Here is a 14700-nt window from a genome sequence, read left to right as displayed (position 1 = left end):
TGAAACCACGGCGAGCGCGAGGGCGCGCTGTGGCGCGGGCAGTCGCGCCCCACGTGGGCGCGTGGATTGAAACCTGGTTATAGGCGTCCCATGCGGCCAACGCCTCGGGTCGCGCCCCACGTGGGCGCGTGGATTGAAACCTTGGCCTGCTCGTCGGTGGACACGCGCACGTAGCGTCGCGCCCCACGTGGGCGCGTGGATTGAAACGCCAAGTACGCCGTGACGCCCTACAGCGCCGCCAGGTCGCGCCCCACGTGGGCGCGTGGATTGAAACCAGACCCTTGCGCGTCTGGTCCCCGTTGAGCGTCAGGTCGCGCCCCACGTGGGCGCGTGGATTGAAACAGCAGCTCCAGCCATGGCAGGGTGTAGCTGGTGCTGGTCGCGCCCCACGTGGGCGCGTGGATTGAAACGCCAAGCTGTCCGAGATCGCTGGCGTGGCCGTGCCGGTCGCGCCCCACGTGGGCGCGTGGATTGAAACTACATGATCGGCACGCCGCCACGCGACGGCGGCACGTCGCGCCCCACGTGGGCGCGTGGATTGAAACCTGCGCATGAAGCTGGCCGAACGCGCGTGATGGAGTCGCGCCCCACGTGGGCGCGTGGATTGAAACTTTAGCGTGTCGATGCTGCACACGCTCACCAGCGCGTCGCGCCCCACGTGGGCGCGTGGATTGAAACGGCCGCATCTGCAATCAATACGACATCCCGTTGCTGTCGCGCCCCACGTGGGCGCGTGGATTGAAACGCCACGTGGTGGTGCCTTCCGACCTGGAAGAGACGTCGCGCCCCACGTGGGCGCGTGGATTGAAACCAGTCAGCAACGTGGCCCGCCTGAGTGCCGCCAGTCGCGCCCCACGTGGGCGCGTGGATTGAAACGGTTCTCCGGGGATGGTGAAGGGGCCGCCGCAACCGTCGCGCCCCACGTGGGCGCGTGGATTGAAACACCTTCAGGCCGAGACCGAGATGGGCAACCAGCTGTCGCGCCCCACGTGGGCGCGTGGATTGAAACTGGCTTCCGTACAGCGCCACGAACCAGGCGCACGTCGTCGCGCCCCACGTGGGCGCGTGGATTGAAACACCGCGGCATGGGCGGTATGGCGCCGCTTTGGCGCGTCGCGCCCCACGTGGGCGCGTGGATTGAAACTCCAGCGATGCACCGCTGCCGGCCGGTCCGGCCGCGTCGCGCCCCACGTGGGCGCGTGGATTGAAACGTCCTGGTCAGGTGGCGATGCTGTTGCAGCAGTTGTCGCGCCCCACGTGGGCGCGTGAATTGAAACGACTTGCGCAAGCGGCTGCGGCGTTTGCGCTGATTGCCAATCCGTATAGGCGCATGGATTGGAACAGCCGGGCCTGCGGTTAATAGATGACGAGCCGGCTGGATGTACGGAACGCGCTGGCCAATTCGCCTGTCCCATTGCAATACCGATCGGTGCTGGTGAAGATCAGTGGGATGGATCGGGCCGATCCAGTGAACTCCAGGAGTTGGTGCAGTGACGGCAGCGGGCGCAGGTGGCGAAATTCGCGAGGTGGAGGGGGAGCGGCAAACCACCGGGCTGCTGATCTATCGGGCGAGTCGGCTGGAGAAGCTGCTCGATCCGCTGGTGCAGTTGCTGGCGGTCACCCAGCCGGACAACGTGCTGGCGCCGCAGACCATCATCGCGGCGCATCCGGGCATGCGGCACTGGTTGAACGGGGCGCTGGCGCGCAAGTACGGCGCGGGCGGGATTGCCGCGAACCTCGACATCCTGCTGCCCAGTCCGTGGATCGATCGGCTGGCGCGGCAGCAGCTGGGCCAGCGCGCGGTGTCGCTGCCGCGCTACCAGCGCCAGCACCTGCGCTGGAGCATCCATGAAGTGCTGGGTGGCGACGTGGCGGCGCTGGGCATCAGCGATTCGCGGGTCACCAGCTACCTGCGCGCCGACGGCACGCATCCGTCGGGCGGGGTGGCGGATCAGGCGCGCCGTCGCTTCCAGCTGGCCGACCGGCTGGCGCGGATCTACTCGCAATACCTGGTGTATCGCCCGGACTGGTTGCGCGGCTGGGAGCGCGGCCACTTCAGTCTGGTGACCGGAAACGCCGCCGAGCCGGTGCTGGCGTCCACCGAACAGCGGCTGCTGGCGCCGCTGTGGAAGCACCTGCATGACCGGCTGGGCGCGCACCGCGGCGACGTGGTCGGCGACCTGATCGAGCAGCTCGGTCGCGTCGAGGCCGGCGGCGAGGCGCTGCACGTGTTCGGCGTCAGCCACCTGGCGCCGTCCGAGCTGGCGGTGTTGCGCGCGGTGGCGCGGCATCGGCTGGTCGCGTTGTATGTGCCCGATCCCTGCCGCGAATACTGGGGCGGGCTCGGCCGCACGCTGCCCGCGCTGCGGCTGCAGAGTGCGGAAGAGCAAGCACGACTGGACGCGGCCGCGGGCAATGACTACTGGGCAGATCAGGCGCATCCGCTGCTGGCCAGCTGGGGGCGCATGGGCCAGCACTTCATCATGGAACTGGCCGCGGGCGAGGGCGACGTGTTGTCCGACGTGCGCCATCGCGAGGACGAGCAGGCGCTGCACGGGATGAATCGCCTGCAGCGCGTGCAGCAGGGCATCCGCGCGCTCGATCCGTCGCTGATGAACGTGCGGCTCGACACGCCGATCGATCGCGCCGCGCGCGCCGACGCTTCGCTGCGCGTGCACAGCTGCCACACCCGCCTGCGCGAGCTGGAAGTGCTGCGCGACCAGCTGCTGGATGCGATTGCCGGTAGCGATGCCGACGGCCAGCCGATCCGTCCCGCCGACATCGTGGTGATGGCGCCGGACATCCAGGCGTACGTGCCGCTGATTCCCGCGGTGTTCGGCGTGGCCGGCCATGCCGGCGGGCTGTTGCCGTACCAGCTGGCCGACGTGGCGGTGTCGCGCAGTCATTCGCTGTTCGGCGCGTTCCGCAAACTGCTGGACCTGCCCGGCACGCGGGTCACCGCGCCCGAGGTGGTCGACCTGCTGGCGGTGCCGGAAATCTGCCGTCGACTGGGCCTGGATGCGGCCGGCGTGGACGAGCTGGCCGAATGGCTGAAGGCCAGCCGGGTGGCGTGGGCGCTCGATCCCGCGTTTCGCGCCCGCTTCGGCGTGCCGCCGATCGCCGAGCACACCTTCGGCTGGGCGATGGATCGCATGCTGGCCGGCTACCTGATGGCCGACGCTGCCGAGGCCGAGCGGCAGCCGTCGGTGCGTCTGCCCGACGGCACCGAGCTGGCGCCGCTCACCGGCATCCACGGCCCGGCCGCGGGTTACCTGGGCGCGCTCGATCATCTGCTGCAGGAAGTACAGACGCTGTGCGACCTGTCCGCCGAAACGCGCCGTGCCAGCAGTTGGGCGAGCGAACTGGAGCGCCGCTTCGAGGCGCTGTTCCGCATCGATCCAATGGATCGGGCGGCCCGCGATGCGCAGGCGATGGTGCTCGGTTTCATCCGCACCATCACCAGCGAGCCGGCGGCTGCCGGCGAGGACCCGCTGCTGCACTTCAGCGTGGTGCGCGACCTGCTGGTCGAGCGGCTGTCCGCCGTGCCCGAGCAGCAGCGTTTCCTGATGGGCGGCGTCACCTTCTGCGGCATGGTTCCGCAGCGCGCGATCCCGTTCAAGGTCGTCGCGGTACTCGGCCTCAACGACGGCGACTTCCCCCGTTCGGGCAGCGACGCGGGGCTGGATCTGATGGCGCGCTATCGCCGCCTGGGCGATCGTGACGTGCGCAGCGACGATCGCTACCTGTTCCTGGAAACCCTGATGTCGGCGCGCGAACGCCTGCACCTGAGCTACATCGGCGAAGGGGTGAAGGACGGCAAGCCGCGCAATCCGGCGCCGCCGTTGGCCGAACTGCTGGCCGTGCTGGATGCGGCCGCGGGGCTGCGTCCCGACGACGACGAGGCTGACCGGCCGTGGCTGCTGCGGCATCCGCTGCAGCCGTTCGACAGCCGCTACTTCGACGCCGGCGATGGACGGCTGTTCTCCTACAACACGCTGTTCGCCGGCATGCATGGCCGCGGCGACCAGGCCGATGTCGCGCCGTTCCTCGACCACGGCGGTACCGCGGGAATCGACCCCGGCGCGACGATCGCCCTGCGCGAATTGCATGCTTACTACCGCGACCCCGCCAGGCAACTGCTGGAACACCGCATGCAGGTCAGCCTGGACGCGCTCGCCGACGATCGCCTGCCGCAGGACGAGCCGATCGAGGCAAGGTTCGCCGCGCTCGACACGGTGGCCAGGAAGCTGTTCTTCAACGACGCGCTGCCGGGGTGGCCGCACGCCGCGTGGCCACCGGCCACCGCGCCGGACTGGCTGCGCCTGGGTGGCGTGATGCCGCCGGGCCGGGCCGGCCATCAGGCCTGGCAACAGGAAAGCGCCGTGGTCGGCCTGTTGCTGCAGGAAGCCGCGAAGCTGCCCGGCTTCGAACACGCGGCGCCGGTCGGTGGCAGTTGCGGCATCGATGTGCTGATCGGCAGCTACCGCGTGACCGGCCAGGTCACCCACGTCCATCGCAGCAGCATCGACGACGGCGAATGCTGGCAACTGCTGCGCGTGTTCGGCGGCAACGGCGACCGGCTGAAGAAGGAAGCGGAGCTGGGTTTCCGCGAGCGCGTGCCGATGTTCCTCGACTGGGCGCTGCTGCGCCTGCACAGCGCCCGCGCGGGCGGAACGCTGCCCGCGCTGCGGCTGCGTCCGCTGCTGGACGGTGACGAGCGCCCCTGGCAGGACGGCATCAACGACTGGGACGCACGCTTCATGGCGGCCGATGGCGCCGGGCGCGCGGCGCGGCTCGGCGAACTCGAACGGCGCCTGCAACAGTTGCTGGGCTGGTGGATCGAGGCGCAGTCGGCGCCGCGCTGGTACTTCCCGAAATCGGCGTGGGCGGCGATCAGCGAACGCATCTATCCGAAGAAGCGCACCAGCCGTTCGGGTGACGTCGAGGCCGCCGACGAGCCGGCGCGGATCGACATCGGTTCGAGCTGGATCGCCGGTCATGGCGGCTTGGGCGAACGCGATTACGCACCCGGCTACAGCCATCTGCTGGCCGGTGAGGTGGACTTCGCCGAGGGCAGCGCGGAGCTGGCCGCGCTGGCGGAATTTGCGCTGACGCTTTATCGCTGCATCAGCTTCGACGCCAGCGCCGAGGTGTCGGCATGAGCACGGCAGCGGTCATCGACTGGCGCAGCCTCGACCTCGCCGACGGCGGGCGCAGCCTGATCGAGGCCAGCGCCGGCACGGGCAAGACCTGGACCATCGCGGTGCTGTATCTGCGATTGCTGCTGGAGCGGCAGCTGTCGCCGCGGCAGATCGTGGTGACCACGTTCACCGACGCGGCCGCGCAGGAGCTGCGCGAACGCCTGCGCGGCAAGTTGCAGTGGGCGGTGCTGCGTGCCAGCGAGGACCTCGCCGAAACCGACGACGCCGGCAGCGACGAGCAATGGCTGCGCGCGCGCTGGCAGGGCGATGCCGAGCTGCGCGTGCGCGATCTGCAGCGCCTGCGCCTGGCCCTGGCGGAGATGGACGTGGCGCCGGTCAGCACGCTGCACAGCCTGTGCCGGCGCATCCTGGCCGATCATCCGTTCGCCTGCGGCGTGGCCTTCGTGATGGGCGACATGGTTCCTGGCGAAGCGCTGCTCGACGAAGTGGCCGCCGACCTGTGGCGGCGTCTGCAGCAGGCCGATGGCGACGACCCGCTGGTGATGCTGGCCGCGCAGGCGGGCGACGAGCTGAGCCTGGCAAGACTCACCCGGCGGCTGAAGGTCTGCCTGGCGCCCGGCGTCAGCGTGAAGATGGCATCGGCGGCCGAAGTCGACGCCGCGCTGGACCCGGCGTGGGCAGCGCGGCTGCGCGCCGTCGTCGCCGACGGCACGCATTTCCGCAAGGGCTCGCTGTTGCCGGGATACTGGAGCGAGCTGGCCGACTTCCTCGACGACCGCGCGCGCATGCCTGGCGCCAAGGCGTGCGCGGGGCTGAAGGAAGCCACCGCCCTGACCGGCGTGCTCAAGGGCAGCAAGGACAACGGCAAGCTGATCGCGCTGGCGCGGTTCGCCGAGCGCTGCGCCGAAATCATCGAAAGCCTGCGCGCCGGCTTCTGGCACGAGCTGGCCGCGCTGGCCCGCGCGGAAATGCGCTCGCGCCTCGCCGCGCGCCACCAGCTGACGTTCGACAGCCTGATCCAGTCGGTCGGCGACGCGCTGGCCGGCGAAGCGGAGCGCGCCGGCGATCGTCCGCTGGCCGATGCCCTGTTCAAGGCGTGGCCGGTGGCCCTGGTCGACGAATTCCAGGACACCGACGGCCAGCAGTACGGCATCCTCGATGCGATCTACCGCGGGCGCGACGGCGGCACCCGCGGCCGGCTGGTGATGATCGGCGATCCGAAACAGGCGATCTACCGCTTCCGTGGCGGCGACATCCACGCCTACCAGCGCGCTGCCTCGGCGGTCGACGCGACGGGCCGGCTGACGCTGGACACCAACCATCGTTCCAGCGCGGCCCTGGTCAGGGCCTTCAACCAGTTCTACGCGGTGGGCGGCACGGCGCTGGATGCCGCGGGCGAGAGTCGCATCGCCTACGAAAGGGTGAAGGGGACCGAACGGCGCGCCGGCCAGCCGTACACGATCGATGGCGAACCCTGCACCGCGCCGCTGGTGATCCACTACCGCAGCGATCCGCCGTCGTCGCAGCCGGCGCGTCGGACCGAGGCACTCGAGGTCTGCGCGAACCAGATCGCCGCCATGCTGCAGTCGGGCGCGCATCGCATCGGCGGCGAACCGGTGCAGCCGTCGGACCTGGCCGTGCTGCTGCCCACCGGCAACGACATCATCAGCCTGCGCGATGCGCTGCGCGAACGCGGCGTGCCCTGCGTGACTTCCTCGCGCAGCAGCGTGTTCGACACCGAGGTGGCCCGCGAGCTGCAGATCGTGCTGTACGCGATCGCGCATCCCGCCGAACTGGGCGCGTTGCGGGCGGCGGTGGCCACGCGGCTGTGGGGCGCCAGCTTCAGCGAGCTGCAGCGCTGGGGCGACGACGTGGCGCAATGGCAACCGGTGGCGGACACCTTCCGCAACTGGAGCCAGCAGCGGGCCGAACGGGGCATCCTGCACGTGGTCGGCCAGCTGATCGACCGCCTGGCCGCGCGTTACCTGCAGACCATGGCCGGCGAGCGGGTGCTGACCGACCTGCGCCACCTCGGCGAGTTGCTGCAGGCGCAGAGCGAGCAGCTCACCGGCATCGAGGAACTGCTGGCGTGGCTGAAGCAGTGCCGCGAGGATGGCGCGGCCAGCGACAACGACGCCGCCGACGCGGCGCAGCTGCGCATCGAATCGGACAGCGCCCGGGTGCGCCTGATGACGCTGCACGCGAGCAAGGGCCTGGAGTTTCCCATCGTGTTCCTGCCGCTGATGTGGAATCACGGCGAACGTCCGGGCGACGGCATGTACGTGGTCAACGATCCGCGCAGCGGGCAACGCCTGGCCGAGTTCTCCGCCGCGGCCAGGGCGCGCGAGGCGCAGGACCTGCAGGACGAACGTTTCCGCGTGCTGTACGTGGCGCTGACCCGCGCCATCCACGCCTGCCACCTGTTCGCCTTGCCGCCGCAGCGGCCGGCCAGCGCCAGCAGCAAGACGCCGGCCAGCGGCACGAAACGCAGCGCGCTGGACGTGATGCTGGAACGCATCGATCCCGCGCTGGGTTCGCCCGAACTGCGCGACGCCACGCCGGACATCCGCTGGATCGACGGCTGGCATCCGCTGGCGCGACACGACTTCAGCGGCGCCGCCGCGCCCGCCATCGAGCGCCACGCGCGCCCGCTGCCGCCGCCGCGCTCCGGCCCGCTGGAGGCGAAGCACAGCTTCACCACGCTGACCCAGGGCGAACATCGCGACGCGGTGAATCCCGGCGCCGCCGCCGGCGACGAGGATGCAGCGGGCAACGTCGAGCTGGCCGATGCCGACGCCGTGGCGGCGGTCGAGCAGCCTTCCCCGATGGCGGCGGCGGAAGCCCATCCCGGCCTGCTCGCCCTGGCCGCGGTGCGCGGCACCGATTTCGGCAACGCGGTGCATGCGGTGTTCGAGCATCGCGAGGTGGGTGCGCCGATGGCGGCGCAACGCGAGCTGATCGCCCAGTGCCTGCGCGACGCCGGCGTGCGGCGCAAGGACATCGAGCAGTCCGCCCTGGTCGACCTGCTGGTCAGCCGCATCCAGGATGCGCTGGACGCACCGCTGGGCATCGCGGCGTATCCCGCGTTGTGCCTGGCCGATCTTGCCGCGGCCGACCTGCGCGCCGAGATGGGCTTCCACTTCGCGCTGGATCGCGTGTCGATGCCACGCCTGCGCGCCGCCTGCGCCGCCCATGGCGAAGCCGAGCTGGTGCCGGCCAGCCAGCGCGTGCTGAGCGGCCTGATGAACGGCAAGATCGACCTGATCTTCCATCACCACGGGCGTTATCACGTGCTCGACTACAAGGGCAACTACCTGGGCGACACCCTGGCCGACTACGCGGGCGAGGCCTTGCGCGCCCAGATGGACGCCAGCCACTACCGCTTCCAGGCGCTGCTCTACACCGTCGCGGTGGATCGCTACCTGCGCCAGCGACTCGGCGCGGACTACCGTCGTGAGGAGCAGCTGGGCGAATGCGTCTACCTGTTCATCCGCGCGGCGGGGCTGGCGCCCGACGCGGGCATCTGGCGGCATGGCTTTTCTTCCGAGCTGCTCGACGCGGTCGGCGAGGTGCTTGCCTCCGGCTCGGCCACCGCGGAGGTCGGATGAACACGCCCGCACGCAGTTACCACTTCCGTCGCCTCGCCGGCGACGTCGCGCCGCCCGACGCGTGGCGCATGCTCGACGCCACGGTGGCGCGCTGGGTGCTGGCGCACGGCGGCTCGCCGTTGCTGGCGCGGATCGCCGGCTGGGCCAGTCACGCGGAAGGGCATGGCGACAGTGCGCTGCTGCTGAACGGCGAGGCGGCGGCGCGCCACGGCATGCGGGCCTGCTCGGACGAGGACATCGCCGCGTTGCGCGCCGAGCCGATGGTGGCGCTGGCCGGCGACGGCGACGCTGGCGGCACGCCCTTCGTGCTCGATCCGCCGCACTTCTATCTGCGCCGCAACTACCTGCATGAAACCGCCGTCGCCAGGCATGTGCGCCAGCGCCGCGCGTCGTCGCTACCAGCCAGCGAGGTCGACCTCGCGGCGATCGACGCGCTGTTCCATGGCGACTCCGACGAGCGGGTGCAGCCGCAGCGCCAGGCCGTCGCCCAGGTGCCGGGCAAGCGCCTGTTCGTGCTGACCGGCGGCCCCGGCACCGGCAAGACCACCACCGTGCTGCGCATGCTGATGATGCTGATCAGGGAACGCACCGCGCGGATGCAGGCGGCGCCCACGATCCGCATCGGCGCGCCCACCGGCAAGGCCGCGCAACGCCTGTCCGAGTCCCTGCGCGACGGCGTCGCACGGATGCGCGCCCAGGCGAATGCCGCACACGATTTCGACTGGCAGGCACAACTCGACGGCGCGCTGGGCGCCGAGGCCAGCACCCTGCATCGGTTGCTGGGCAGTCGTGGCCGGCATGGCGGTTTCGTCCACCACGCCGACAACCCGGTGCCCGCCGACATCGTGATCGTGGACGAGGCCTCGATGGTCGACCTGGCCATGCTGCGCAACCTGCTCGACGCGTTGCGCGAGGACGCCGCGCTGATCCTGGTCGGTGACGCCGACCAGCTCACCTCGGTCGGCACCGGTTCGGTGCTGCTCGACCTGGTCGGCGCGATGGAAGCCGAACATGCGCCGGACCTGGTGCGCCTGAGTCACAGCTTCCGCGCCGACCAGTCACTGGTGCCGATCAACGAGGCGATCCGCCGCGGCGACGCGGACGCGTTCGCTGCCGCGTGGCGCGCCGCCGGCGACAAGGCGCTCCGTCGCCCGCTGGCCGACGCGCAGGATCTGGCCCGGGCGCTGGCGCGCTGGAGCACGGCGCTGGCCGCGACGCTGCAGGAGGCGGGCGCGCTCGACGTGGTGGCAAAAGCCGACCAGCGCGGCGTGCTGGCGGCGCTGGATGCGTTGCGCCAGCGCCAGTTGCTGTGCGCATTGCGCGAGGGCGAGTTCGGCGCCGCGACGGCGAACGCGATCATCGAGCGCAGGCTGAAAGGTCGCCTGGGCGTGGCGCCGGATGACGAGTGGTATCCCGGCCGCGCGGTGATGATCACCCGCAACGACTACGCCGCCGGCCTGTTCAACGGTGACGTGGGCCTGTGCCTGCGCGACGAAAACGGCAACCTGGCGATCTGGTTCGAAGTGACCGTGCAGGGCGCCGCCGCGATCGATGGCGAGACGCCGGCTGCGGGCGCGGCCCATCACGTCGATCGCCGCGCCGTCAGTTTTGCGCCTGCGGGCCTGCCCGAACACCAGGGCGCGTTCGCGGTGACCATCCACAAGAGCCAGGGTTCCGAATACGACCACGTCGCCGTGCTGCTGCCGCCGGACCCGCAGCACCGCATCCTGTCGCGGCAGCTGTTGTACACCGGCATGTCGCGGGCCCGGCAGGGCGTCGAGTTGTGGGCTGCCGACGCGTCCTGCGACACCGCGCTGGCCACGCCGGTGCGTCGTGCCAGCGGACTGGCCGCGCGCATCGCCTGACGCGCGCGGCCGAGTCCGCGGTCAGAACACCCCGAGCAACCAGAGCACCAGCACGATCACCACGAGCAGGCCCAGCCCGCCCACCGGACGGTAACCCCAGGAACGGCTGTAGCCCCAGGTCGGCAGCGCGCCGATCAGCAGCAACACGAGGACGATGACAATCAGCAGTGACAGGGACATGTGATGCTCCTTGGTGTGCGCCCCCCCGATGGGGGCCGCGGCCACCGCGGTGATGCGGTGCAGGCAGACCATCGCAGGCGCGTGGTGGATGTACCGTCAAGCGGCGCGGCCCGGGTGATCACGGGGCAGTCACGGCAGCGTGCGCGGGCACGACGACGCCCCTCCAGCATCGCCATTGCGAACGACACGCGGCTGCCGCAACGCAGCAAGCCTGTCGCGCCTCGTCCGTAGTAGCTTGCGTGGCAACGGGGCTGCAATCATCGACCCCGGGGGGACGGACGTGGCGACAGGTGGGGCGGGCCCGGTCAGCGGGACATGTGCCTGTCATGCACGGACGACAATAATGAAACGCCGCCTTCGCTGGCGGCTCGCGCATTTCCTGGGGAAATCATGTCGAATCCGAATCCGCGTGCTGACGCCCTGGCGTCACCTCGCAACTGGTTGTCCTGGTCGATCCGCTGCCTGCTGCTGGGGCTGGCGCCCATGGCCGTGCAGGCGCAACAGGCGGGCGACGCGCCCGCGTCGGCGGACAGTGCGCCGTCGGTGGCCAACGCGATCAATCTCAACCGGGTCACCGTGACCGCGCAGAAGCGCGAGCAGCAGGTGGTCGACGTGCCGATCTCGATCTCGGCGTACTCCGACGACTTCATGCGGCGCTTCGGCATCAGCGACGTGGAGACGCTCAGCCGCTACGTGCCCGGCGTGCAGGTGCAGGTGCAGAGCCCGAACAACCCCGGCATCGCGGTGCGCGGCATCACCACCGACGATGGCGCGGCGACGGCGGCCAGCCGCGTGTCGATCTTCCAGGATGGCGTGGACATCAGCCGTTCGCGCGGCTCGATGGTGTCGCTGTTCGACATGGACCGCGTCGAGGTGCTGCGCGGGCCGCAGGGCACGCTGTTCGGCCGCGGCGCCGAGAGCGGGGCGATCTCGCTGATCCAGAACAAGGCGCAGGCCGGCAACTCGGGCGGCTTCCAGAGCGAGTTCGGCAACTTCTCCAGCCGCAAGCTCACCGGCTGGATCAACACGCCGATCTCCGACAACGTCTTCGCCCGGGTGGCGGTGCACAACGCCTACCACGACGGCTACGTCGAGAACCTCAGCGGCGGCCGGCTCAGCGGCGAGGACACCAAGGCGATCCGCGCCAGCCTGCATTTCAATGTGGGCAGCGGCAGCGGCATCGACCTGATCGCGAACTACCAGCGCGACACCCCGCCGGGCACCGACTTCCACAGTGGCATCGTGCCGAACCGCTACGGCTCGACCGACGTCTACGGCGCGGCCGATCTCGATCACGGCGACCAGCTGGGGCTGCGCCGCAAGGTCTACGGGCTCACCGCGATCGGCGACTTCGCGCTGAGCGACAGCTGGCGGCTGTCCAGCACCACCGGCCTGCGCAAGTTCAATTCGCTGGAGAAGTTCGACGCCGACGGTTCGCAGGTCAACATGCTGAACTTCGCCGAGCATTCGAAGAGCCACCAGCTGAGCCAGGAGCTGCGCCTGAACTACGACGCCGGCGGCAGCTTCACCGGCTTCTTCGGCGCCAACTATTTCTACGAGAACGGCAGCGAGGCGGTGCCGTTCAGCACCGACGAACGCAGCCTGCTGCTGCAGCTGCTGGCGCTGGCGCCGACGCTCGACGGGCTGTCCGACTCCACCCGCCAGCTGATCGCCCTGCTGGGCCCGGCGCCGCCGCTGCTCGACGCCAACTACCAGCCGAACCAGCCCTATAGCGCGATCCCGCTGCTCGGCGTGCCGCTGAACACCAACGAGCAGGAGGCGTATACCAACTACGGCCGCACGCGCTCGTACGAGGCGTTCGCCGACGGCACCTGGCGCATCAATGACCGCTTCGACATCACCGGCGGCCTGCGGGTGAGCCGCGAGGAGCAGGCCGGCGCCTACCAGGTCACCAACGCCTCGCCCGCGTCTGGCATCGGCACCACGCTGGCGCTGTTCGGCGCGGGCTTCAACGGCGTCACCGGACCGAACAACCTGTTTGTGCCGACCAACGGCCGGCTGCACAACGAACACGACAGCACCTCGGTGGTCGGCCGCCTGATCGGCAGCTTCCACATCAATGAGGACACCAACAGCTACCTCAGCGTGTCGCGCGGGCGGCGGCCCAACGTGCTGGCCTTCAACGTCAACGAGGCGGGCACCGGCTACGACAAGGTGGTGCTGCCGGCCGAGACCATCCTGAGCTACGAAGTGGGCCTGAAGGGCGAAGGCGACGGTGGCCGTTTTGCCTACGACCTTTCCGCGTTCTATTACGACTACAACAACTTCCAGAGCACCGCGTTCCAGGGCGGCCGGCTGCTGACGCTCAACGCCGGCCGCGCCAGCGTGCCGGGCTTCGAGGCCTCGTTGCAGCAGGCATTCAGCGATCGCTTCAGCGGCTTCTTCAACTACAGCTACCTGCACGCGCGTTTCGCCGACAAGGACAACCAGGGTCGCCAGCAGGGCTACGCCGGCAACCACCTGCGGCTGGCGCCGGACCACACCGTGGCGATCGGCCTGCAGTGGAACCAGCCGCTGGCGGAAGGTCGCAACCTGTACGTGCGGCCCAGCTACACGTGGCGCTCGAAGATCTATTTCGAGGACAACAACAATCCCGCCTATGTGCAGCCCGCGTATGGGCTGCTGAACCTGCGCGCGGGCGTCACCTTCGACAAGGGACGCTGGGATCTTTCGGTGTGGGGCGCCAACCTGCTCGGCAAGAAGTACCTGATGGACGCCGGCAACGTGGGTGAGAACTTCAACCTGGCCACCTACATCCCCGGCGCGCCGCGGACCTTCGGCATCGGCATCAGCGGCAAGTTCTAGCCGATGCGCAAGCGTCGCATCGTGCTGGCGGTGGTGCTCGCGCTGGGCGCCGTCGCGGCGTTCGGGCCTCGCGCAAGGAAGCGCGAGCTGACGGTGACGCTGCCGCCGGTACCCGATGCACCGCAGCGGCTGCAGGCCTGGGTGGACGCCCACGAGGCCGCCCAGCCCGGCATCCGCCCGGACAACCAGGCGCGCATCGTCTGGGCCGATCCGCAGCATCCGGCGCGCACCGCCTGCGCCATCGTCTACCTGCACGGCTTCGGCGCCAGCCAGGGCGAGGGTGCGCCGGTGCATCGCGAACTGGCCCGCGATTTCGGCTGCAACCTCTACCTCAGCCGGCTGCCCGGCCACGGCCTGGCCGCGGCGGACGCGATGCGCGGGCTGGATGCGCAGCAACTGGTCGACGGCGCGGCGCGGGCGCTGGCGATCGGTCACGCACTGGGTGACCGGGTCATCGTGATCGGCACCTCGATGGGCGGTGCGCTGGCGATGCAGCTGGCCGCGCAACAGCCGCAGGCGGTGGACGCGCTGGTGCTGTGGTCGCCACTGGTGCGCGAACGCGACGACCGGCTGGCGCCGATGTTCTGGCCATGGGGCGGCACCTTTCTGCGTTATGCCTACAACCACGGCGACGAGGTGGTGCCGCAGACGGGTGATTCGGCGTATTGGTCGAAGGCGATCCACATGGACGGCTATCGCAGCGTGGCGGTGCTCAGCCGCAGCGTGCTGAACCCGCGCATGTTCGCGAAGATCCATGCGCCGGCATTCGTGGGCTACTACTACCGCGACGAGAAGAACCAGGACCCCACGGTGTCGGTGCCGGCGATCCTGGGCATGTTCGACCAGCTGGGCACCGCGGCGAAGTATCGACGCAAGCAGGACTTCCCCGATGCCGACGCGCACGTGATCGCCTCGTCGGTGTATTCGAAATCGGTCGAGTCGGTGCACCGGCGCAGCCGCGAGTTCCTGCACGACGTGGTCGGGCTGCCCTATGCGGGCGGCGGGCACTGAGCGGAGCCGCCATGCATCGCCTATGCTTCGCCATCGCCGTTTTCTGTG

The 14700-nt window shown here is 70.0% G+C and carries 6 protein-coding genes and 1 CRISPR repeat array (1 of these 7 running past the window's edge); of the genes, 5 read left to right on the top strand and 1 reads right to left on the bottom strand.

The window, feature by feature from the left end; all coding sequences use genetic code 11:
- Positions 1-1277: direct repeats of the CRISPR family, unit length 32 nt; unit sequence GTCGCGCCCCACGTGGGCGCGTGGATTGAAAC (it extends 4165 nt beyond the left edge of the window).
- Positions 1278-1490: 213 nt separating this feature from the next.
- From recC to recD, 3 genes are read left to right on the top strand one after another with little or no spacing between them, the layout of a single operon-like run.
- A complete protein-coding gene (gene recC / locus AC3A56_RS07545; protein ID WP_487769875.1) occupies positions 1491-5162 on the top strand; it encodes an exodeoxyribonuclease V subunit gamma in 3672 nt (1223 codons plus the stop codon).
- On the top strand, positions 5159-8770 hold the full coding sequence (locus tag AC3A56_RS07540) for a UvrD-helicase domain-containing protein (RefSeq protein WP_487769874.1): 3612 nt from the start codon (positions 5159-5161) through the stop codon (positions 8768-8770). Before recC ends, AC3A56_RS07540 begins: the two co-directional genes overlap by 4 nt.
- Complete coding sequence (gene recD / locus AC3A56_RS07535) at positions 8767-10635, top strand: exodeoxyribonuclease V subunit alpha (protein WP_487769873.1); 1869 nt, start codon at positions 8767-8769, stop codon at positions 10633-10635. The genes AC3A56_RS07540 and recD overlap by 4 nt, the downstream gene beginning before the upstream one ends.
- A gap of 21 nt (positions 10636-10656) precedes the next feature.
- On the opposite strand, the gene AC3A56_RS07530 is transcribed toward recD, so the two are convergent.
- A complete protein-coding gene (locus AC3A56_RS07530; protein ID WP_082542661.1) occupies positions 10657-10815 on the bottom strand; it encodes a DUF3309 family protein in 159 nt (52 codons plus the stop codon).
- Positions 10816-11205: 390 nt separating this feature from the next.
- On the opposite strand from AC3A56_RS07530, the gene AC3A56_RS07525 reads away from it, so the two are divergent.
- Positions 11206-13641 (top strand): TonB-dependent receptor, encoded by a 2436-nt coding sequence (locus AC3A56_RS07525; protein ID WP_487769872.1) that lies wholly within the window; start codon positions 11206-11208, stop codon positions 13639-13641.
- 3 nt (positions 13642-13644) lie between these two features.
- On the top strand, positions 13645-14652 hold the full coding sequence (locus tag AC3A56_RS07520; protein WP_487769871.1) for an alpha/beta hydrolase: 1008 nt from the start codon (positions 13645-13647) through the stop codon (positions 14650-14652).
- Positions 14653-14700 lie beyond the last annotated feature (48 nt).

It is taken from the genome of Rhodanobacter sp. Soil_C_14, assembly GCF_057657335.1.
Note: the sequence above shows the minus strand (reverse complement) of the source record. Positions and strands in the feature narration are given on the sequence as shown.

Coding starts and splice junctions, on each gene's coding strand:
- AC3A56_RS07525 (WP_487769872.1), top strand. CDS start 11,206: ATGTCGAATCCGAATCCGCGTGCTGACGCCCTGGCGTCACCTCGCAAC.
- recD (WP_487769873.1), top strand. CDS start 8,767: ATGAACACGCCCGCACGCAGTTACCACTTCCGTCGCCTCGCCGGCGAC.
- AC3A56_RS07530 (WP_082542661.1), bottom strand. CDS start 10,815: ATGTCCCTGTCACTGCTGATTGTCATCGTCCTCGTGTTGCTGCTGATC.
- AC3A56_RS07520 (WP_487769871.1), top strand. CDS start 13,645: ATGCGCAAGCGTCGCATCGTGCTGGCGGTGGTGCTCGCGCTGGGCGCC.
- AC3A56_RS07540 (WP_487769874.1), top strand. CDS start 5,159: ATGAGCACGGCAGCGGTCATCGACTGGCGCAGCCTCGACCTCGCCGAC.